Here is a 22,685-nt window from a genome sequence, read left to right as displayed (position 1 = left end):
AGAAAATCAATTTTAATGTAAATGATATATCTTCTCATTCGCATGAAGGCTCGGGGACCGGCGGCGCCAGACGCTCCAGGCAGGCGGCAACCTGGTCCAGGAACCGGGCCTCGCGCACGATGCCCAGATGGTCCGTATCCAGCCAGGTCGAGGACGCCAGCGGACCGCCGATGGCCTGCGCCAGCAACGCCTCCGCGTTGTCATTACTCTCGGGGGAGCGGCTCGCCCACCAGGCATGAACCGGCGCCTTCAGCGGCCGGGGCGGATGGTGCTCCCGGGCCAGCTGCCGCAGGTGCTGCTCCAGCGCCAGCAGCTGCTGCCACTGGTCTTCCCCAACGCCCTCGGGCGCGGGCCCCGGGCCCTCCCCAGCCCGGGGCTGACCGGCGCCCGGCACATAGCCGTCGGCCAGCCCGACAAAGGCCACGGTGCGACCGAGCCGCTCCAGCAACGTTGCCATTTCCAGTGCCAGGGCACCGCCCATGGACCAGCCCAGCAGGTGGTAGGGTCCCTGGGGCTGCTGCTTCAGCAGGGCCCGGACGTAATCCCGGGCCATGGCCGCAAGAGAACGGTCGCGCCAGCGTGAATCCACGATCTGCCGGTTCTGCATTCCCCAGACCTGCCAGTGCCCGGACAGGCGACGGGCCAGGGGGTAGTAGCCCACCACGGTGCCGCTGACCGGATGCGGACAGAACAGCACCGGTCCGGACGCCGGCCCCCGGGCCAGTCGCACCAGCGGATCGGGCTCGCCGGCAGGCGCCACCGACCGTGTCCCGGAAACCGGTTCGACACGGGCCGGAGTGGCGTCGATCAGGGCATCGAGCGCGCGGCCGACCGCGTCCAGCAGGCGCTGGACCGTACGCCGGCGGTAACGCTGGCTGCTGTAGCGGCAGCTCAGCGTCAGGCGCCCCTGATGGATCTGGCCGTTGATCTCAAACTCCCGTGCCAGCGGCGTCCAGGGGTTGACCGGCTCGCCCGGGGACTCCTCGGCCAGTTCGAACCGATCCCCAGCCAGGGCCTCGTCGAACTGACCGAGGTAGTTGAACGCCAGCAGCGGTTCCGGCACCCGGGCCAGACGTGCCCGTACTTCCGGCTCGGCCAGGTAGCGCAGGGCACCGTACCCCAGCCCCTTACCCGGAACCCCGGAGCGAATCTGGCGAACGGCATCGAAGGTGGTTTCGGGATCCCCGGTGGCCCTCAGCCGCAGCGGGTAGAGGCTGGTAAACCAGCCTAGGGTCCGGCTGACATCCAGGGTTTCATCCACCGGCTCGCGGCCGTGACCTTCCACCGCCACCAGCGGCTGAGTCAGGCCGGCCCAGCGGTGCAGTCCCTCGGCCAGGGCCGCCAGCAACAGGTCGTCAATCCCGGCGGAGCGGGCCGCCAGGGTCTCCCGCAGCAGCCGGCGGGTCCGCTCCGCCGACAGTTGCCACTGGCAGTGACTGGCGTCGATGGTGGCATTGCGGCCGTCCGGGTTATCCACCGGCCAGGCTTCCAGGCCCTCGGCCAGCGCCGCCCAGTGATCCAGTTCGGCGTGCCAATGGCCGGACCGGATGGCCTTGTGCAGGTGCAGGGCCCAGTCTTGATAGCGGGCACCGGGGCTCCCGAGCTCCGGCACCTGGCCCGCTTCCGCCTGCGAATAGGCCCGGGCCAAGTCCTCCAGCAGGATGCGCCAGGACACCCCATCGACGATCAGGTGGTGCGCACTCAGCAGCAGGCGCTGGCCGCCATCCGGCAGGTTCACCGGAACCACCGCGGCAAGCGGCCCCTCGGCCAGGTCGAAGCCCCGCTGGGCGGCGGCGCAGGTGTCCTCAAGGTCCTCCCGACGCTCCAAGTTCACCACCCGAAGCAGCCGGTCGGCGGACTCCCGCTCCCGGTAAAACGCGCACCAGCCGTCCGGCTGCCGCCGGAAGCCGAGCCTCAGGGCGTCGTGCCGGTCGATCAATGCCTGGACCGCCGCCCGCAGGGGGCGGCTCGCCAGCGGCCGCCGGATCCGGAACAGCAGCGTCTGGTTCCAGTGCGAGGGATCACGCATCGGTTGTCCGAAGAAATGGGCCTGGATCGGCGTCGGCGGCAGCTCGCCACGGGCCACCGTGGCGGTGACGGCAGCCGCCTCTTCCAGCGGTTCCAGGACGGCGGCCATCGCCGACAGCTGCGGGTTCAGGAACACCGCCTTCGGCGTCAGGCGCCAGCCGGCCTGGCGCAGCCGGGTGATCAGGCCCAGCGACTGAATCGAGTCGCCGCCCAGCTCGAAGAAGCTGTCCTCCCGGCTGATCTGCTCGACACCGAGCACCGCCTGCCACTGTTCGGCCAGCAGGCACTCCCGGTCGCCCCGGGGCGCCTCCCGCGTCCGCGGGGCAGCGGCCGGCTCCGGCAGGGCGTTGCGGTCCAGCTTGCCGTTGGGCAGCTGCGGCAGCCGCTCCAGTACCATCAGGTGCGACGGCACCATGTACTCCGGCAGCCGCTCTCGCAGCCACGCCTTCAGGGACCGTTCCTCCAGACCGTCTCCAGACACGTACCCCACCAGACGCGGACCCGCCCCGGTCTCCTTCACCGCCGCCAGGGCGTCCTTGACCCCTGAACATGACTTCAGCGCCGCTTCCACTTCACCAATCTCGATCCGGAAGCCCCGCAGTTTCACCTGCTGGTCCATCCGACCCAGATACTCCAGCTGGCCCTCGCGGTTCAGGCGTACCCGGTCGCCGGTGCGGTACAGCCGCTCTCCGGGACGGAACGGGTTCGGCACGAACCGTTCCGCCGTGGCCCCCGGACGGTCCAGGTAACCCCGCGCCAAGGCGCCGCCCAGGTACAGCTCGCCCGCCACGCCCGGCGGCAGCAGGTTCAGGTCCGGGTCCAGAACGTAGCCCTGGCGGGCGCCCACCAAGTCGCCGATCGGCGCGTAGGCGCTGTCGAAGTCCGCCGTCTCCGCCGGCACCCGCCACAGGGTCGGGGTGACCACGGTTTCGGTCGGGCCGTAACCGTTGATGATCCACTCCGGTCGCAGGTGCTCGATGGCGTGCCGGAGCATCTGACGGCTGAACGCTTCACCCGCGAAGCAGTAGGTGCGAACCCCCGGCGGTTGGCCTTTCAGTTCCGCCCATTCGGCCAGCTGACGCAGGTAGCTCGGCGGGAAGGCCGCCACGGTGATGCCCTCGCGCATCAGGCAGTCGTAGGTCTCCTGGACGCTCCACAGCGCCTGGTCCCGCAGGACCAGGCGGGTGCCGTGGCTCAGGGCGGTCAGCCAGCGCTCGTGGGCACCGTCGAAGCTGATGGACAGGAAGTGCAGCTCCCGGTCCTCCGGGGTCAGGCCGTAGCGGGCACCAATGGCCTGGCAGTGCATCGCCAGCGGACCGTGGGGCACCGCCACGCCCTTGGGACGGCCGGTGGAGCCGGAGGTGTAGATCAGGTAGGCCAGCTGCTCCGGGTGCAGGCGCACCGCCGGCGCCGTCGCCGGCTGGGCGGCCAGGGACAGCGATTCCAAGTCCACCGTCTCGACCCCCGGCACCGACGGCAGGCGGGCCAGGGCCGGGCCGTGGCTCAGCAGCAGCCGCGCGCCAGCGTCTTCGAGCATGTAGCGCAGGCGTTCTCCCGGGTAGTCCGGGTCCAGGGGCAGGTAGGCCGCGCCCGCCTTGTGAACGGCGTACAGCGCCACCAGCATCGGTATGCCCCGCTCCAGCGCCACACCCACCCGGTGTTCGGCGCCCACGCCCCGGGCTCTCAGCCAGTGCGCCAAACGGTTGGCCCGGGCCTCGAACTCGCCGAAGCTGATGCGCTCCGCTCCGTGCACCACCGCCACCGCCTCCGGCCGCTGCCGGGCCTGCTCGGCGATCCGTTCGGGCACCGGCCGGTCGTCCGGCAGCGGCTGCGGCGGGCGGTTCCAGGCCGCCCATGTCCGGCGCTCCGCCTCCGTCAGCAGGGGCAGGTCCGACAGGCACGGATTATCGCCATCCACCAGGGCGGCCAGCAGAGCCTGAAGATGGCCGGCCAACGCCTCGGCCCGAGCCGGGGATACCTGGTCGTTGCGGTAATGCAAATGCAGCCGCAGCCCCCGGGGGCCGTTCTCGACCGCCAGGCTCAGGGGGTAGTGGGTCTGCTCACTGATCTTCAGGTTTCCAACCCGGGGCGTCGCTTCCCCGTTGCGCAGCGCCTCGTCCACCGGGAAGTTCTCGAACACCAGCAGGGTGTCGAACAGTTCCCGGCCGGACAGGCCCGCGTATTGCTGGATCTGATACAAGGGCGTGTGTTCATTCTCGCGCAGCGCCAGGTTGTGGGCCTGCAGTTGTTGCAACCAGTCCCCCAGCCGCTGTTCCGGTGCCGGTGCCTGGCGCACCGGCAGCGTATTGATGAACAGTCCGAGCTGATGCTCCATCCCCGTCACGGCCGCCGGCCGGCCGGACACCGTGGCTCCGAACGTCACCTGACGCGAGCCGGTATAGCGTTGCAGAATCAGGGTCCAGGCGGCCTGTACCAGGGTATTGAGCGTGACCTGACGCTGCCGCGCGAACGTCTGCAGCGGCGCCGGGTCCGGTGCCAGGGTCACGGTCGCCAGGCCAGCGTTTTGCGTCGGTACGGTGTCGGGACCGGCCAACAGTGGCGCCAACCGGGTCGGTTCGGACAGATCCTTCAGCTGGTCGCGCCAGAACCGTTCACTGGCGGCGGCATCACGGTTGGCCAGCCACTGGAAGTAGTCCCGGTAGGGGGCCGGCCGGGTCGGATGTCCGCCCTGGGTTTCGGTCAGCACCTCGGCCAGCAGCGCGGCGCTGCTCCAGCCATCCAGCAGAATGTGGTGCAGGGTCCAGACCATCTGCCAGCGGTACTTGCCCAGCCGCACCAGCGTCAGCCTCATCAGGGGCGGGCTCGCCAGGTCAAAAGGCTGCTCCCGCTCCTGCTGGCACAGGGCGTCCAGGGTCATCGGGGCCTGTCTCCGCCAGTCCAGTTCCCGGATCGGCAAGGTCAGGTCGCGCCGGATCAACTGTACCGGGGCCGGGGCACCGGGCAATGACAGGAAGGCGGCACGGAGTACCGGATGGCGCGCCACCGCCGCCTGCCAGGCCGCCTTGAATTCGGCCAACGGCAGGTCGTCCAGGGTCACCGACACCTGATTGACGTAGGCAGCGGAGGTCCGCTCCAGCGCACTGTGGAACAACAGCCCCTGCTGCATCGGTGTCAGCGGCAAGACGTCCTCGATGGCGTCGGGAGAGACCGGCAGGGCCTCCAGGGTCGCCGGATCGAGCGAAACCAGGGGGAAGTCCGACGGCGTCACGCCCGCGCTTTCCCGGCAGGTGGCCACGACCGCCTCCAGAGCCTCGCGCAGGTGGGCCATCAGCCGAGCGATGGCCGTTTCGTCGTAGCGCGCGCGACTGTAACTGCAGCTGAATGACAGGACGCCCTCGCGGACCTGGCCATCCAGGGACAGTTCAAACCCCAGGGGTGCGTCCGGCGCCCTCATGGCGCCGGGTGCTTCCGGGGCCGGCTCCAGTTCGGTGGCACCGTCGCCGTCCACCTGGCCGAGGTAGTTGAACAGTACGGCACCGTCGAGTCCGGGCAGGTCATCACGCCCCTTGAGGTACTTCAGCACGCCATAACCCAGGCCGCCCCTGGGAATCCGGCGCAGGCTTTCCTTGGTTGTCTTGAGGTTGGTCAGCAGATCGCCACCGCCGATCAGGCGCACCGGATACAGGCTGGTGAACCAGCCCAGGGTCCGGCTCAGGTCCTGCGACGCCGTCAGGGGCTCGCGGCCGTGGCCTTCCAGGGCCACGACGTGCTCCGGCTGACCGGTCCAGCGATGCAGGGCTTCGCCCAGTGCGGTCAGCAGCAGATCGCTGATCTGGGTGCGCCAGGCTCTGGGGGCGTCGGTCAGCAGCTCCCGGGTCAGGGCCTTGGGCAACGTCCAGTTGACCCGGGCCAGGTGAGCCACCGTGTTGGCACCCTCCGGGCGTACGCCGGGCAAGGGCACTGGCGCCGGCAGTGACGACCAAGTGTCGGCCTCGGCCGCGAGCAGGTCCGCGTCCCAAGCGGTCGGTAACTGTTCCGCCCAGGCCTGGAACGGCAGGCCCTTCGGGCCGAGGTCGATCGTTTCGCCCTGAACCGCCTGGCGATAGGCCTGCATCAGGTCATCCAGCAGAATGCGCCAGGACACGCCGTCGATCGCCAAGTGATGCACCACCAGCAGCAACCGTTCGGAGCCGTCCGTCAGGCGCGCGTGCAGCGCCCGGAGCAAGGGCCCCCGAGCCAGGTCCAGGCTGGCCTGGGCCTGATCGCATGCTGCCGTCAGTTCCGCTGCGTCCGTGTCCCGGCGCCAGAGCAGGTCATGCCCATCCGCCGCGGCCGCGTAGTACTGATGCCATTGCCCCTGCTCCCGGACAAACCGGAGCCGCAGGGCATCGTGGTGCCGATACACCGCCACCAGGGCCCGGGCCAGGGCATCGCCGTCCAGGGGCTGCCGGGGCCTGAGCAGCAGTGCCTGATTCCAATGATCCGGCTGCGGCATGGCCTGTTCGAAGAACCAGTGCTGGATCGGCGTGAGCGGGAAACGCTGTTCCACCACCACGTGGTGAGAGCGAGTGTCGGCCTGGGACGCCACCCGGGCCAGGTCGGCGATGGTCTGGTGCTCAAACACCTGTCTCGGGGTCAGTCCGATGCCCAGGCGCTTGGCCCGGGCCACCACCCGCAGGCTCTGGATCGAATCGCCCCCGAGCGCAAAGAAATTGTCCTGTCGGCCAACCCGCGCCACCCCCAGCAACTCCTGCCACAGCAACGCCAGGGCCTGTTCGGTCTCCCCCACCGGCGCCTCGTACGCCACCGTCTCCCGCTCCGGCTCCGGCAACGCCTTGCGGTCCAGCTTGCCATTGGCCGACAGCGGGAACTGCGCCAGGACCATCAGCTGCGACGGCACCATGTACTCCGGCAACCGTTCTTTCAGGCCCGCCCGCAAGGCCTCCGGCGACACGGTCTGGGCCGGACTCTGCACGTACCCCACCAGGCGCCCGTCCCGGGCCACCACCACGGCGTCGGTCACGCCCGCCGCCTCCCGCAGTACCGATTCGATTTCCCCCAGTTCGATCCGCAGGCCCCGAAGCTTGATCTGATGGTCCAGGCGTCCCAGGTACTCCACGCTGCCGTCGGCGCACCAGCGCGCCAAGTCACCGCTGCGGTACAGCCGCTCTCCGGGCCGGAACGGGTTCGGCACGAACCGCTCCGCCGTCAGCTCCGGTCGGCCATGGTACCCCTGCGCCAAACCGGCCCCGCCAATGTACAGTTCGCCCGCCACGCCGATGGGCTGCGGGTTCAGGCGCTCGTCCAGGATGTGGATCTGCAGGTTGCCGATGGGCCGGCCGATCGGCACGCTGGCGCGTCCATCCGGCTGGCACCGCCAGTGACTTACGTCGATGGCGGCCTCGGTGGGGCCATACAGGTTGTTCAGTTCCACCTGCGGCAGCCGCCGCAGGGTCTGGTCCTGCAGTTCCCTGGGCAGGGCCTCGCCACTGCACACGATCCGGCGCAGGCTGGCACACCCGGACAGGTCGTCCTGGTGCAGGAAGGCCGACAGCATGGACGGCACGAAGTGCACGGTGGTGATCCCCTCCCGCTCGATCCGCGCCATCAGGGCCGCCGGGTCCCGGTGTTCGCCGGGCGCCGCCAGGACCAGCCGCGCCCCGGTCATCAGGGGCCAGAAGAACTCCCACACCGATACGTCGAAGCTGTACGGGGTCTTCTGCAACACCGCGTCGTCCGCGCTCAAACCGTACGCCGCCTGCATCCACTGCAGGCGGTTGTACAGCGCCGCGTGGCTGTTGGCCACGCCCTTGGGCCGGCCGGTGGAGCCGGAGGTGTAGATGACGTAGGCCCGCTGCTGCGGGTGGATGCGCACCGCCGGCGCCGTCTCCGGCTGCGACGACAGGTCCCACCGGTCCAGGTTGTACACGGTCACGCCCGCCACCGCCGGCAGCTGCGACTGCACCGGGTCGTGGCTCAGCACCAAGCGCACGCCGGCGTCGGTCAGGACCTGGCGCTGGCGCGCCGGCGGATGCTCCGGGTCGATCGGGACGTAGGCCGCCCCGGCCTTGTGGATGGCGTACAGCGCCACCACCAGGGCCACCGACCGCTGCGCCGCCACGCCCACCAGCTGGTCCGGGCCCACGCCCTGTTCGATCAGGGCATGGGCCAGGCGGTTCGCCGCCCGGTCCAGCTCGCCATAGCTCAGGCGCTGCTCGCCAAACACCAGCGCCTCCCGCTCCGGGTGTGCCGCGGCCTGCCGCTCGAACTGCCGGTGCACCGGCTCCGGCGTCCCGTAGTCCACAGCGGTGGCGTTCCAGCTCCGCAGCCGCTGACGGTCTTCCGGCGTGCACAGGTCGTAGTCGCCGATGGCCCGCTCCGGCTCGGCCACTATCTGGCGCAGCAGCTGCTCGAATCCCCGGTGCAGGCGGGCCACCGTCTCCGCCTCGAACAGGTCGAGGGCGTAGTTCCAGTTGCCGCCCACCTGGCCGTTCGCCAGGGTCCAGGTGTGCAGGGCCAGGTCGAACTGAGCGGCGCCGGTATCCAGGGACAGCAACTCGGCCCGCAGGCCCGGCGCCAGTTCCAGGCTTTCAGTGTCCCGCTGCTGGTGGTTGTACAGCACCTGGAACAACGGGTTGTGGCTGAGGCTTCGATCCGGCCGCAGGTGGTCCAGCAGCTGCTCAAAGGGCACCGCCTGATGCGCCTGGGCTTCCCTGGCCAGGGTCCGTTCACGGGCGAGCACCGACTCGAAACGATCGTCGGCCGCCAGCTCGCTGCGCAGTACCAAGGTGTTGACGAAGAATCCGATCAGCCCTTCCAGCTCCGGCCGTTCCCGTCCGGCCACCGGTACCCCAACGCTCAGGTCGGTCTGGCCACTGAGCCGGTGCAGCAGCACCTTGTAGGCCGCCAGCATGACGGTGAAGAAAGTGGTGCCCTGGGCCCGGGCCAGGGCATTCAGCCCCTGCACCAGGGTATCGTTCAGGACGAAATGATGGCGGCCGCCCCGGAAGGACTGACGGGCCGGCCGGGGGTGATCGGCGGGCAGCTCCAGCACCGGCGGCTCGTCCGCCAGCCGCTCCTGCCAGTAGGCCAGGTCCGCCTCGCCGGCACCGGCTTCCAACGCCCGCCGCTGCCACAGCGCCACGTCCGGATACTGCAGCGGCAACGGCGGCAGCTCCGGCGCCTGGCCGGCCACAGCGGCCCGGTAGCCCTGGGCGAACTCGGACAGCAACACCTGGATCGACCAGCCGTCGGCGATGAGGTGGTGCAGGCACAACACCAGCCGGTGGTCCTGCTCGCCCATCCGGACCAGGGCCACCCGCCACAGCGGTGCTTCGGTCAGATCAAAGGGGCGCCGTGCGAGCTCCCGGACCTGGGCCTCGAACTCGGCATCGGTCCGCGCGCTCAGGGATTCGATGTTCACTTCGATCCCGGGCTCAACCACCTGCACCGGGTCGCCCCCCTCGTCCGCCTGGAACCGGGTACGCAGACTGTGGTGACGCCGGGCCAGGGTATCGAATGCCTGTTGCAAGGCCGACCGGTCCAGCGGCCCCCGCAGTCGCAGGACGCCGGGCAGATGGTAGGCGGGGTTGCCCGGCTCCAGCTGTTCGATGAACCAGAGCCGCTGCTGGGCGTAGGAAGCGGGGCTAACGGCTCCCGCCACGTCGGAAGGAATCGGCAGCGCCGACAGATCCAGCCCCTGGCGTTGCAACTGGCCCAGGAACAGCCGCCGCTTATCGACGCTCAGGCCCAGGAAGCGGCGCGACAGCGCCATGGCGTTGTCCGACATTATTCGATCTCCTCCAGTTCGGTCATCAAGGCATCCAGGCTGTCCAGTCGTCCGTCGTCCAGACTCTGGCGTTGCAGGCGCTCCACCACCTCGGCCATGGCCGCCACGGTGGTGGCCTCGAAAGCCTGGGCCAGAGGTACGGTCACGCCCAGGGCGTCACGGATGCGGGACAGCAGGCGGGTCGCCAGCAGCGAGTGCCCACCCAGTTCGAAAAAGTGATCGTGGCGGCCGACGCGCGGCACCTGCAGCAGCTCCTGCCAAAGCTCGGCGAGCCGCACCTCCAGCGGGCCGGACGGCGCCTCATAGGGGCGGTCGTCCAGTGCCGGCCGGGGCAGCGCCTTGCGGTCCAGCTTGCCGTTGGCATTCAACGGCAGGCGGTCGAGCACCACCCAGTGGCTGGGCACCATGGCGGCCGGCAGTTCGGCGGCAAGCCGCTCGCGTAACCCTTCGCCCGCCAGGTGGGCCTGCTCCCGGGGCACCACGTAGGCCACCAGTTGCGTGCCCTGGGGGGTGTCCAGGGCCGTGACCACGGCCTGGCGCACGCCGTCGCAGGCAAGCAGGCAGGACTCGATTTCACCCAGCTCGATCCGCTGACCGCGGATCTTCACCTGGAAATCGGCCCGGCCGACGTATTCCAGCACCCCGGCATCGGTCCAGCGCGCCAGGTCGCCGGTGCGGTAAAGGCGCTCGCCCGGTGTGCCGAACGGATCCGGCAGGAAGCGCTCGGCGGTCAGGCCGGGCCGGCCGGCGTAGCCCCGGCCCACGCCGGTGCCGCCAACGTACAGCTCGCCCACCACGCCCCTGGGCACCGGCTCCAGGTGGGCGTCGAGAACGTACACACGGTTGTTGTCGGTGGACCGGCCGATGGGGATGCCGGTGGCGGTGTCCGCCTGGCTTCGCAGGGTGTGCAGGGCCACGTCGTCGGAACACTCGGCGGGGCCGTAAGCGTTCACCAGCGGGATGCGCGGATAGCGCTCGAACCAGCGCTGGGCCAGCTCGCGCCCCAGCGCCTCGCCGGTGGGCAACATCCAGCGCAGGTGCGGCAGCGCCACGGGGTCCGCCGACAGGATGCCGTCGATCACCGCCGGTACGGTTTCCAGTACGGTCACACCGGTCTCCGCCACGGTGGCCGCCAGCCGCTGCGGGTCGTGGGTGATGTCATCCGGGATGATTTCCACCCGGCCGCCGAACAGCGGCGCGGTGAGGAACTGCCAGACCGAAATGTCAAAACCGGTGGCGGCGGTCTGGGCGATGACGTCGCCCTCGCCCAGTGCCAGATAGGGCACCTTGGACAACTGGTTGTTGAGCATGCCCCGGTGGCTCACCATGACGCCCTTGGGCTCGCCGGTGGAACCGGAGGTGTAGATGACGTACGCCCGCTGATCCAGCGCCGGGTAGCGGGCCGGGTTGTGGTCGCGGCCCCGCGCCAGCAGGGATTCCAGGGTGAGCACCCGCGGCCGCGCCCCGGTTTCCGCCAGAATGGCCTCCACCTGCGGCAGGCAGTCCTCCGGGGTCACCAGCACCGGTGCAGCGCAGCTGGCCAGCATACGGCCACTGCGCGCTGGCGGATGCCGCTCGTCCAGCGCCAGGTAGGCGGCACCGGCCTTGAAAGTGGCGACCATGAGGGTCAGCAACGCCAGGTTGCGGGGTGAGTAGAGGGCCACCACCTGATCCGGCCCGACCCCGGCGTCGATCAGGCCGTGCCCGATGCGGTTGGCCTTGAGGTTCAGCTCGCCGTAACTCAGGCGCTCGCCCTGGCAGATCGCCACGGTGCGCTCGGGGTCCGCCAGAGCCCAAGCCTCGAAACGCGCCAGCCAGCTCAGCTCCAGCCACTCCGGCACCGGCTCGCCCCGGCCCAGGGCAAGCAGCTGCCCGCGCTCGGCCTCGGTCAGCAGGCGGACCCGGTCCAGGGGCTGGCCGGGATCCTCCGCCAGCTGGGCCAGCACCCAACGGAACTGCTGCAACAGCGTGGCCATGTCGTCCGGGCGGAACCGGCTTCGGTCAAAGCTGAACTGGAGCTGGTAGTGTTCGCCCGGCAGGATCACCACGGTCAGCGGGTAGTTGGTATGGGTGCGGTTGGCCAGCGGCCGGATTCCATATTGTTCAGCGGCCTGCAGGACCTCCGCCCCCATGGGCACGTTCTCGAACACGAACAGGCTGTCGAACAGGGCTTCGCCACGGGGGGTATCCGCCAGTTGCTGAATCTCCGCCAGTGACAGGTGCTCGTGCTGGCGCATGGCCGCGTTCGCCGATTGCAGCGTCTGCAGCAGTTCCAGGGCGCGGCCGCCGTGGCCGGCCAGACGGATACGCAGCGGCAGGGTGTTGATGAACAGCCCCAGGGTTTCCTCGATGCCCTCCAGCTCGGTGGGACGGCCCGCCACGGTCACCCCGAACAGCACATCGTCCTGGCCGCTGTGGCGCATCAGCACCAGCGCCCAGGCCGCCTGCATGAAGGTGTTGACGGTCAGCCGGTGAGCCCGGGCCTGGGCCGCCAGGCGCGCCGATTCTTCCGGCGTCAGGGCAACACTGACATCCTCGATGACGGCATCCCCGCCCTGCCCGCCGCGCGGATACGGAAGGGGGGTAACCTCGGTGAAACCGCTCAGGTTATCGCGCCAGAAGCGCCGTGCGCCGTCGACGTCCTGGCGTTGCAGCCAGGCGATGAAGTCAGCATAGGGGCGAGCCGGCGTCAGCCGGGGCGTCCGCCCCGCCAGCAGATTGCGATAGTGGTCGAAGAACTCCGCCAGCATCAGGCCACGGCACCAGGCATCGATCAGTACGTGGTGGTGACTCTGCACGATGCGGTAGTCCCGGTCGCCCAAACGCACCAGCCGCAGCCGCAGCAGGGGCGGCCGGGTGAAATCGAACCCTTCCTCCCGCTCCCGGGCCAGCAGCGCTTCCAGCTCCGCCTCCGCCTCGGCGCGCTCAAGCAGGCTCAGGTCCAGCCACTGGGCCGGGCATGGCACCTCCCGGTAAACCACCTGGTGCGGGTTACCGCCGTCCAGGCCGAGGAAGGCGGTGCGCAGCATCGGGTGGCGCCGGACCACCGCCTGCCAGGCCGAGCGGAATGCCTCAAACTCCATCTCGCCGCGGACCTCGTATTGGTCCTGCATGAGATAGATGCCGGTGCCGGGCTGCAGCAGGCTGTGCAGCAGGATGCCCTCCTGCATTGGCGCCAGCGGCAGGATGTCCTCGATGTTTTCCGGTTGTTCCAGGGCATCCAGCTGGGCCTGATCCAGGCTCGCCAGGGGCACGTCAGCGGGGGTCAGCCGGCTGGCCTGCCGACGCGGGATGGCCACCAGCGCCTCCAGGGACTGCCGGTACGCCGCCGCCAGGGCCTCGATCCGGGCACGGTCGAAACGGGCCTGGCTGTAGCTCCAGCGCAGATGCAGGCGACCTCCGCGCACCAGCCCGTCCAGCACTAGGGCATTGGCCATGGGCCCGTCCCCATGGCGCGGCGCGCCCAGCGGACCGTCGTCCAGCGCAAAACCAGCGTCTCCGGCGCCGTCCAGCTGGCCCAGGTAGTTGAACGTCAGTCCCCGGCCGGTCAGGGTCGGCAGCGGCGCCTGCCGAAGCTCCTTGAGCAGGCCGTAGCCCAGGCCGTCGCCCGGCACCGCGCGCAACCGCGACTTGGTGCGCGCCAGGGTATCCAGCAGGTCGTCGCCGGCTTCCAGGGTGACCGGGTGGATCGCGGTCAGCCAGCCCAGGGTCCGGCTTACGTCCGGGGCCCCCTCCCGCGCGTGCCGGCCGTGGCTTTCCAGCATGATCAGGTTGCGGGCCCGACCGGTCCAACCGGCCAGGGCGTCGGCCAGGGCCGCCAGCAGGATGTCGTTGATACGGGCGCGGCAGGCCGCGGGCACCGCCTGCAACAGCGCTCGGGTGGTGTCCGGATCCAGACTCTGGTCCAGATAGCCGGCGTCCGCGATGCGGGTACCGCCCTCCGGCCGCTCGCAGGGCAGTTCGGCATCCTCCGGGCGCTGTGCCTGCCAGTACGGCAGTTCCTGCGCCAGGCAGCGGTCCGCCGATCGCTGATGCAGATGGTTCGCCCAGTCCTGCAGGCCGGCACTCTCAGCGGCCAGGCGAACCGGCCGGCCCGCGCGCAGCTGCTGGTAGGCGGTGTGCAGGTCGTCCAGAAGTATGCGCCAGGAGACTCCGTCCACGACCAGATGGTGGGCGGTGATCAACAGCACCTGAGCACCGTCCGGCCGCGTGGCCAGCACCGCCCGCAACACCGGTCCGTGATTCAGGTTCAGGCTTCGGTGCGCGTCGTCGAACGCCGCCAGCAGCGCGGTCTCGTCCGCCACCTCAACCGACCACAGCAAGTCGTCCGGCACCCGGTCGGTCGGGGTTTGGGTGCCCGCCTCCAGGTCGAACCGGAAACGCAGCGCCGAATGGGTGCGGACCACCGCCGCCAGGGCTTGGCGCAGGGCCTGGACATCCAGCGGTGCCGGTGCCGGCACCCGCAGGCGCAGGGCCTGGTTCCAGTGATGGGGCTGGCTGCCGGGGTTCGCCGCGAACCGGCGCTGGATCGGGGTCAGGGGGAATGCGCTGCCGGGATGCGCCGGTGCCGCCGGGGCGGCCGCTCCGGCCCCGACCTCGGCCACCCGGGCTAGCTCGGCGATGGTCTGGTTCTCGAACAGCTGTTTGGGGGTCAGGCGAATGCCCTGCTTGCGGGCACGGGCGATCACCTGGAGACTGATGATGGAGTCTCCGCCCAGACTGAAGAAATTGTCGTGGCGACCGACCCGCTCCACCGGCAGCAGCGCCGTCCAGAGCGCTGCCAGAGCACGCTCCACCTCGGTTTCGGGCGCCTCGTAGCTTACCGCCGCCCGCTCCGGCCGGGGCAGTGCGGCACGATCCAGCTTGCCGTTGGCCGTCAGGGGGAATTCCGTCAGCGGCACGATGTGGGCCGGTACCATGTAATCCGGCAGCTGCTGTCCCAGGGCGGCCCGCAGGGCCTCCGGATCCAGCGACGGGGCCACGGGATAGGCCACCAGCTGCCCGTCGTCGTCCACGTGGACATGGGCATCGACCACCCCGGGGAAGGCGCGCACCTGCTGGGCAATCTCACCCAGGGACACGCGATAGCCCCGGATCTTGACCTGGTCGTCCTGGCGGCCGAGGAACGCCAGCCGGCCATCGGCCCGCAGGCAGGCCCGGTCACCGGTGGCATACAGCCGCTGACCCGGCGCGTCCGGGTCGGCGAAGAAGACCCGGGCCGTGGCCTCGGGCTGCCCCAGATAGCCGCGCGCCAAGCCGGCGCCCGCCAGCACCAGTTCGCCCTCGGCGCCCTGGGGCAACAGCAGTCGCTCCTCGCTCACGATCCGCGCCTGGACATTGGCCAGGGGCGTGCCCAGTGGCACCACCTCGTCCGCCTCCTCGCCCCGGGTTTCGGTCATCAGTACGCCCACGGTGGACTCGGACGGTCCGTAGTGGTTGTACACCCGGCAGTCGGGATTGAGTTCACGGACCTGCCGCACCAGTCGCGACGGCAGGGCCTCCCCGCCCAGCACCAGGGCGGTGCGTGGCAGCACCCGGCCCGGATTGTCGGCCTGCAGCAGGCCGGCCAGGTGGGTTGGCACGATTTTCAGCACGTCCACCCGGTGACGGGCCATGTATTGGGCAAAGGCCTCTGCATCCATTACCCGGTCGGCACTGAGCAGGTGCAGAGTGCGACCGGTGCACAGGGCGCCGAACAAGGCGGTGTGACCCAGGTCGGCGGCGACGGTGGAGACCATGGCCAGGCTGGCCGAAGCCGGCAGGTTCAGGGCCCGCATCACCCCCTGCACGTAGTTGGCGATGGCGCCGTGGCTGATCACCACCCCCTTCGGGGTGCCGGAGGTACCGGAGGTGTAGATCAGGTAAGCCGCCTGCTCCGCCCGGATCCGGACCGCCAGCGGTTCGCCGGCCCCCTGGCGCCAGTCGGCGCCGGCCGCGACATCCAGCCAGTGCCCCTGGAAGCCGGGCACCGGGGCCTCCGACAGCAGAACCCGGGCGCCGCTGTCCCGCAACACATAGACCTGACGCTGCGCCGGCCACTTCGGGTCGAGGGGGACGAAGGCACCACCGGCCTTGAGCACCGCCAGCACCGCCACCACGAACGCCGGCGACCGCTCCAGGCAGAGCCCGACCGGCGTCTCGGCCGTCACGCCGTTCTGGCGCAAGGCCCGGGCCAGCCGGTTGGACTCTTGCTCCAGCCACCGGTAGCCGTAGGCTTCGTCCTCGTATTGCAGGGCCTGGCGGTCATGGCTGTACCGCAGATGACTGTGCCACAGCGATACCAGGTCCTGGTGTTCGAACGTCACCGCATCCCCGGCCAGCACCGACGGCACCGCCCGCAGCTCCAGCGCTCCCAGCGCCCGGTCCGGGTCCGCCACCACCTGCTCCGCCAGATTGACCAGCTCTTCGGCGAAGCGGGTGATCCTGGGCGCGTCGAACAGGTCGCAGGCGTAGGTCAGCACGCCATCGATTCCCTCGGCGCGGTCGGTGATGTCCAGCCCCAGGTCGAAGTGGGCGGTGTCGTCGTCCCGTTGCCGCATGGTCAGGGTCAGGCCGGGCAACTCGACGCCCTCGGGCAACGGCAGCTGCTGGGTGAATTTGACCTGGCACAGGGGGTTGTAGCGCAGGTCACGTTCCGGCTGCAGGGCCTCGACCAGCTGCTCGAACGGCAGGTCGGCGTGGGCCTGGGCGCCCTGCACCATGGCGCTCACCCCGGCCAGGAAAGTCCGGAACGGCTGGTCGGCCCCGGGCTGACTGCGCATGACCAGGGTGTTGACGAACAGCCCCACCAGATCCTCGGTTTCCGGTCGGCCCCGGCCAGCGACGGGCACCCCCACGCGCAGGTCGCGCTGGCCGGAGTAGCGGTACAGCTGGGTCTTGTACAACGCCAGCATCAGGGTGAACAGGGACACCCCCTCGGCCCGGGCCAGCTCGCGCAGGCGCCGGCTGAGCGTCTCCGGGAAGCGGAACCGGACCCGCGCCCCCCGGTGGCTCTGGGCCGGCGGCCGGGGCCGGTCGGCGGGCAAGGTCAGCACCGGGTGCTCCTGCCCCAGCTGCTCGGTCCACCAGGCCAACTGTCGAGCCTGTTCCCCCTCGGCCAGCCGGGTCCGGTGCCAGTGCGCGTAATCGGCGTACTGCACCGGCAGCGCCGGCAACACCGGTTCCCGGTTGTCACTGAAGGCGGCGTAGTATTCCGCGAAATCCCGCACCAGCACCTGGGCGGACCAGCCGTCGGCGATGATGTGATGAATCACCAGCACCAGTCGGTGGTCATCCTCGGCCAGGCGTACCAGGTGTGCCTGCCACAACGGGCCGTGCTCCAGGTTCATGGGTTCGGCCACCCAGCCCCGGTTCAGTTCCGCCAGCGCCGATTCCGGCGCATCGCTGGCCGAGAGATCATGTCGGTGCAGAGGCACCGGCCGGGCCGGCAGAACCCGCGGCACGACCTGGTGAGTCTCGTCCTCCGTGAACACGGTCCTCAGGCTGTCGTGGCGCTCCGCCAGGGCATCCAGGCTGCGTTGCAGCGCATCGTCGTCCAGTCGCCCCTGCAGTTGCCACTCGCCGGACAGGTGGTAGGCCGTGGAGCCGCCCTCCAGGCGGTCCAGGAACCACAGTCGCTGCTGGGCGTGGGAGGCAACCATGGGCGCGTCCACGGGCCGCCGGGACAGGCCCGGGCCTGTGCCCCGGGCGCGCTGCTCCGCCACCCAGGCGGAAAAGTCGGACAGCCTCGGCCGCTCGAACAGAGCCCCCGGGTCCAGGTCCACGCCCAGCTCCCGGTTGAGCCGGGCCACCACCTGCATCAGGCCGACCGAATCGCCGCCAAGGGCGAAGAAATGGTCCTCCGGCGCCAGCGACGGCCGGTTCAGGATGTCCCGCCAGGCGGCCACGACTTCCGGCACCAACGGGGGCCGAGCGGCGCTCTCGCCGGCACCGGCACCCTCCAGCATCCGGCCCTGACGCCAAGCCGCGAACACCGCCAGCTGGCCGCGCTCCCAGCCCACCCGGCAGGCCGAACGCTGCAGTTTGCCACTGGTGGTACGCGGCAGGCGGCCGGGCTCCAGCAGCAGGATCAGCTGCGGCGCCACCTGCAGAGCGTCGGTGAGGGTTTCGACCAGGGTGTCGCAGATCATCCGCGGCTGCACCAGCTTACGGACGCCCCGGCCGATCTCGAGCGCCAGACCAATGCCCTCGGCTCCGGCGTCGTCCTGCACCGGGAAGGCGGCAACCCGCCCCTGACGCAGCAGTTCCACCTCGCGCTCCAGAATGCCCTCGATATCCTGGGGGTAAAGGTTTTGGCCATTGAGGATGATCATGTCCTTCTGCCGGCCGGCAATGTACAGATCCCGGCCCTGGGCGATGCCCAGGTCACCGGTACGCAGCCAGCGCCGGCCATCGGCTTCCACGAAGGTGGCGGCGGTGGCCTCCGGGTTGCGCCAGTAGCCCTGGGCGACGCTGGGGCCGGCGACCCAGATCTCGCCAACCTCGCCCTCCCCGAGTTCGCCCCCGGTTTCCGGGTCCACCAGACGGAGGGCGTGGTCGTCATCGGTCCAGCCGCACCCCACCAGCGTGGTCTCGCGAACGGCCTCGCGGGCCGGACCCGCTGCCATCTGGGCGGTGTCGAAGCGGCGCTCCCGGCGCTCACCGTTGAAGGCATGGGACGAGACAAACAGGGTGGCTTCGGCCAGGCCGTAGCTGGGCGCCAGCGCCTGGTCCCGGAAGCCGGCGGGCGCGAATCGCTCAGAGAAGCGCCGCAGGGTCTCCGGCCGGATCGGCTCGGAGCCGGTAAAGGCCAGCCGCCAGTGGGACAGATCCAGCCGGGCAATGTCCTCGTCCCGCACCCGCTCCGCGCACAGCCGGTAGGCAAAGTCCGGACCACCGGAGAAGGTACCCCGGTTGCGGCTGATCGCTTCAAGCCAGCGTACCGGTCGGGCCAGGAAGAATTTGGGCGTCATCAGGTTGACGCTGTGCCCGTGCAGGATCGGCAGCAACAGACCGGCCATCAGGCCCATGTCGTGGAACAGGGGCAACCAGCTGACCCAGACATCGTCGTCGCCGGCGCCAAAGCCCCGGGCCATGGCCCGCTCGTTGGCCATCAGGTTGGCATGGGAAACCATCACGCCCTTGGGCGCGGAGGTTGAGCCGGAGGTGTACTGGAGAAACGCCAGGTCATCGTCGTCGATCCGGTGCGGCCGCAGGGCGTCGGCGCAGTCGTCGGGCACCTGATCCACCCGGATCAGCCGGCAGTCGTCGGCCAAGCCGGGTTGCAGCTGCGACTGGCAGCGGTCCAGGTCCGCCGTCAGCCCGAGCACAGCCCTGGGCCGGGCGTCCCGAATGATCCCGGCCAGACGCTCCAGGTAAGCCTGGCGGTGACTGTCCGGAGGGAACGCCGGCACCGCGATCATGCCGGCGTAGAAGCAGCCAAAAAAGGCCGCCGCGAAGTCCGCCCCGCTGGGCAGCATGAGCACGCACCGCTCCCCCACCACGGCGCCGAGCTCCGACTGCAGATAGGCCGCCAGGGCCCTGGCCCGACGGTCCAGGTCACCGTAGCGGGTAATCTCGGGGGGGGCGTCGTCCCGCACGAGGTGCCGGATCGCTTCGGCGTCGGGGCGTTCCCCGGCGTGGAAGGACAAGACATCGGCGAAATTCCGGAAGGATTGCGTTTCAAAACTCATGGTGTCACCTGCCAGCAAGGGTCAATGCACGATCGGCGCCGGCACCGGCGCCTCCGTCAGGTTTGGGAATGCGGTTGAAGGTCGTTACAGCGCAGTGGTCAGTTGCGACTCGCGCTCACCCTGGCTCCGGGTCCCGGCGGATCGGCCCAGAAAGATGGACTCGACGATTTCCTGGGAACGGATCGCCAGTACCGACAACAGTGTGTCGCTCAGGCCGTGGCTGGCCTCGCAGCACCCCTGCAGGTATACGCAGGCATCGCTGTTGCGCAGGCGGAGCCGGTAGTTGCGGTCCGGCTCGAGCCCGTCCAGGTGTGCGTCCAGCCCACCCAGCAGCTGCCGGTGTTGATCACGCCGGTAACCGGTGGCAAGCACCACCACATCGAATCCCAGCTCGCTCTGGTTGCCGGCCACCAGGTCGCGCACGGTGAGCCGAAGCCCCCCCTCGTCGGCCGCCACGGCCGCGATTTCCCGGTGCGCCAGCATCTGGTGACGCGGCTCCCGGCGCAGCTTCTGCAGGTAGAAGGTCTGGTAGATCCGCTCGATCAGCTCCAGGTCCACCACCGCGTAGTTGGTGTTGCGGAATTCGGTGAGCAGCTCATGCCGCCGGGCATCGCTCTGCTGGAAGATCCGGTCAATGAAGGACGGGTTGAAGATTTCATTGACGAAGGGGCTGTCGTCGGACGGTTTGAGAGCCGTGCCCCGCAGGATCATGGCCACATCGGCGTGGGGAAAGCGCTGGGTCAGGTCCTCGAAGATCTCCGCCGCACTCTGACCGCCCCCCACCACGGCCACCCGCACCCGACGCCCAGCCCCGGCCAGCAGCGGCTCAATGCGGCCACGGTACTGTGACGAATGCAGAACCCGCGGGTCCCGCACGCCTTCGAACGCGTCGGGCACCTGCGGCGCGCCCCCCAGCCCCAAGACCAGATGACGGGCACGGCGACGCTGCGATTCACCGTTTTGGCTGCGGGAAATCACCTCCACGCCCAGCAGCCGTCCGTTCTCCAGCCAGGGCTCGACCGCCTGCACTTCCTGGCCGTAGTGCACCTGATCCTCAAACTGGGCGGCGGCCCAGCCCAGGTAGTCGTTGTACTCCTCCCGGGTCGGGAAAAAGGTCTGGATGTTGATGAAATCCTCCAGCCGCCCCTGCTCCTTGAGATAGTTGATAAAAGTAAAGCGGCTTTGCGGATTACGCAGGGTGGCCAGATCTTTCAGGAAGGAAATCTGCATGGTGGAGCCGTCGATCAGCATCCCCTCGTGCCAGTTGAAGGCGGGCTTGCGCTCGAGGAAACAGACGTTGGCCGACCGCCCCCCCTGGGAAAATTCCCGGGTGGCGATCGCCAGGGCCAGGTTCGACGGGCCGAACCCGACACCAAGATAGTCATGGATGTGCTGCATCACCTTTCTCCCGTAATCGTCGTATGTGTGAGAACGTCAGCCCCGCGACCGGTGGCGGGCACCGGGCAAACAGAGCAAATGATTCTCATTTCTAGACGATTGGCCGGGCTCGCCGTTTAACGGTTTCTGGCCATTCGGAGGGAAACGGGGCGGTCGCCGGGCTAGGGGGCCTGGCTGACCACCCGAAGGGCATCGCGGCTGGCCTGCTGCCGCTCCTCGCCGGTCAGTTCGGTCAGCTGGCCGCCGTCCATCTTGAGCAGGCGATCGGCCTGATCGAAGTAGTGGTCATCGTGGGTGATGGCGAACACGGTCTTGCCCCCGGCCTTCAGCAACGGCAGCAGCTCCCGATAGAACAGGCGCCGGAACAGCGGATCCTGATCCGCCGCCCACTCGTCCAGCAACAGGATGTCCCGCTGCTCCAGCAACGCCAGCAACAGAGCGAGCCGCTTGCGCTGCCCCTGGGACAGCCGGGTGTCGCGTATCCGGCCCTGTTCAATCCGGACCTTCTCCAGCATGTGCAGCCGCGCCAGCCAGGCGTCCACCGCTTCCCGGGGAGCGTCGACCCCGTCCTCGGCGAGCAACTGATCGAACAGGTAAAAATCGGTGAACACCGAGGCGAACAGGCGCCGGTACCGGGCCCACCCCTCCCCTTCGACCGGTTCACCATCCAGCAGTATCCGGCCGGACTGAGGCAGATACAGCCCGGAGAGCAGGCGCGCCAGGGTGGACTTGCCACTGCCGTTGCCGCCCACCAGAAACACCACCTCGCCACGCGTCAGGGTCAACTGCACCGGTCCCACGTCGAAGCCCCGCTCCTCGTCATCCTGACCGGGGTAGCGGTAGCTCACCGAATCCAGCGTCAGGGTCCGCCAAGCGCCGTTGGGGTTGCCGGCGGGCTGCTCGAAACCGGGGCGGTAGTCCGCCAGAGCCAGGCGATCGAGCTTGTCCAGCGACACCCGGGCCGACATCAGCGCCGGCAGGGACGCAACGGCGGACACCAGGGGCGTACGCAGAAACAGAATGGTCAGGGCATAGGTGGAGGCGACTGCCGCGCCGGCCCAGCCCAAGCCATTGGCCAGGTAAAACACCAGCCCGATGGTGCCGAGCACCATGATGTTGGCCCAGTTGCTGGCAATGCTGTGGTAACGATCCGCCAGGGTGACATGATGGCGATAGGTTTCCGCGCTCTGGTCGAACGCCTCGTCGTAGTAGCGCCGCGCCCGGTCACGGTTCAGCGTCAGCTCCTTGCGCCCTTCGATGGCCGCCTCGTATTCCTGGTAGATGCGGTCCTCCGACTCCCGCAACAGGTGCAGATGGAAGCTCAGCCGGTTGACCAGCAGCCAGCCCACGCCGACGGTCACCCCCATCCAGGCCAGAGTCATGGCGAACAGGGGCAGCGACAGCAGCGCCAGGTAGGCGAAAGCGGCCACGCTGAGCCCGAGGCCATAGATCAGCTGCGGCAGGTTCACGAAAGCCAGGGTGATGTTGCGAATATCGCTGGACAGGCTGGCCAGGATATTCGCCCCACCGATCGCCTCCAGGCGCTCGATGCCGGTATCCAGAACCCGCTTGACCAGCTTCCGGCGCAGGCTGTAGACAAACCGGTGCCCCAGCGCGGTCAGCGCCACCTGCGCCCAGGAGGCGAGCACCAGCAGCAGAACCAGCAAGCCGACGAACGGCCAAAGCACGCCGTCGGCCAGCTCGGCCGCCGAGACCATTCGCTGGTTGATGAAGGCGATCACCCCCACGCTCAGCAGCGCGCTGACCAGGCTGACCGCCAGGGCCAGCGACAGGGCGCCGGGATTATGACTAAAAATCAAACGGATCAGTCGCATACG

Annotated in this window: 4 protein-coding genes; all 4 read right to left on the bottom strand. The window is 69.4% G+C overall.

The annotated features are described in order from the left end of the window. Positions 1–34: 34 nt before the first annotated feature. Positions 35–9,778 carry a non-ribosomal peptide synthetase gene (locus tag BTO32_RS18230; RefSeq protein WP_076725227.1) on the bottom strand — a complete coding sequence of 3,248 codons (9,744 nt, stop codon included), beginning with the start codon at positions 9,776–9,778 and terminating at the stop codon, positions 35–37. Continuing rightward, positions 9,778–19,449 (bottom strand): non-ribosomal peptide synthetase, encoded by a 9,672-nt coding sequence (locus tag BTO32_RS13825; protein ID WP_076725226.1) that lies wholly within the window; start codon positions 19,447–19,449, stop codon positions 9,778–9,780. The genes BTO32_RS18230 and BTO32_RS13825 overlap by 1 nt, the downstream gene beginning before the upstream one ends. Positions 19,450–19,533: 84 nt before the next feature. Further along, positions 19,534–20,847 carry a lysine N(6)-hydroxylase/L-ornithine N(5)-oxygenase family protein gene (locus BTO32_RS13820; RefSeq protein WP_076725225.1) on the bottom strand — a complete coding sequence of 438 codons (1,314 nt, stop codon included), beginning with the start codon at positions 20,845–20,847 and terminating at the stop codon, positions 19,534–19,536. A 161-nt stretch (positions 20,848–21,008) separates the two neighbouring features. After that, positions 21,009–22,682 (bottom strand): multidrug ABC transporter permease/ATP-binding protein, encoded by a 1,674-nt coding sequence (locus BTO32_RS13815; RefSeq protein ID WP_076725224.1) that lies wholly within the window; start codon positions 22,680–22,682, stop codon positions 21,009–21,011. Between the last annotated feature and the right edge of the window lie 3 nt (positions 22,683–22,685).

Source organism: Marinobacter lutaoensis (genome assembly GCF_001981305.1).
Taxonomy (GTDB): Bacteria; Pseudomonadota; Gammaproteobacteria; order Pseudomonadales; family Oleiphilaceae; genus Marinobacter; species Marinobacter lutaoensis.
The sequence above is the reverse complement of the archived record's forward strand: the minus strand, read 5'-3'. Positions and strand labels throughout refer to the sequence as shown.

What these genes read in the sequence shown, in the direction of transcription:
- BTO32_RS13815 (WP_076725224.1), bottom strand. Translation starts at nt 22,682, where the DNA reads ATGCGACTGATCCGTTTGATTTTTAGTCATAATCCCGGCGCCCTGTCG.
- BTO32_RS13820 (WP_076725225.1), bottom strand. Translation starts at nt 20,847, where the DNA reads ATGCAGCACATCCATGACTATCTTGGTGTCGGGTTCGGCCCGTCGAAC.
- BTO32_RS13825 (WP_076725226.1), bottom strand. Translation starts at nt 19,449, where the DNA reads ATGAGTTTTGAAACGCAATCCTTCCGGAATTTCGCCGATGTCTTGTCC.
- BTO32_RS18230 (WP_076725227.1), bottom strand. Translation starts at nt 9,778, where the DNA reads ATGTCGGACAACGCCATGGCGCTGTCGCGCCGCTTCCTGGGCCTGAGC.